Origin of the sequence: Achromobacter sp. SIMBA_011, assembly GCF_046535435.1 — a bacterium.
Taxonomy (GTDB): domain Bacteria; phylum Pseudomonadota; class Gammaproteobacteria; order Burkholderiales; family Burkholderiaceae_B; genus Achromobacter; species Achromobacter dolens.
Genome location: NZ_JAWRWN010000694.1, coordinates 1 through 261, shown reverse-complemented (window position 1 = coordinate 261; position 261 = coordinate 1). Strand labels below are relative to the sequence as shown.

The window sequence follows — 261 nt, the reverse complement described above, 5'->3', positions numbered from 1 at the left end:
AGCATTCGCGTTACCGGCACGGCGAATTCGTGCCGGTGAACTGCGGCGCGATCCCCGACGGCCTGTTCGAATCGCTGTTCTTCGGCCATGCGAAGGGCTCGTTCACGGGTGCGGTTGTTGCGCATAAAGGCTACTTCGAGCAGGCGGCGGGCGGCACGCTGTTCCTCGACGAAGTCGGCGATCTGCCGTTGTATCAGCAGGTCAAGCTGCTGCGCGTGCTCGAGGACGGCGCGGTGCTGCGGGTCGGTGCGACGACGCCGG

General features: G+C 65.9%; 1 protein-coding gene. It reads left to right on the top strand.

Annotated features, from left to right (window positions below; genetic code table 11):
• On the top strand, positions 1 to 261 hold a 261-nt coding region (locus tag SB816_RS32725), incomplete at both ends, for a sigma 54-interacting transcriptional regulator (RefSeq protein ID WP_410548342.1).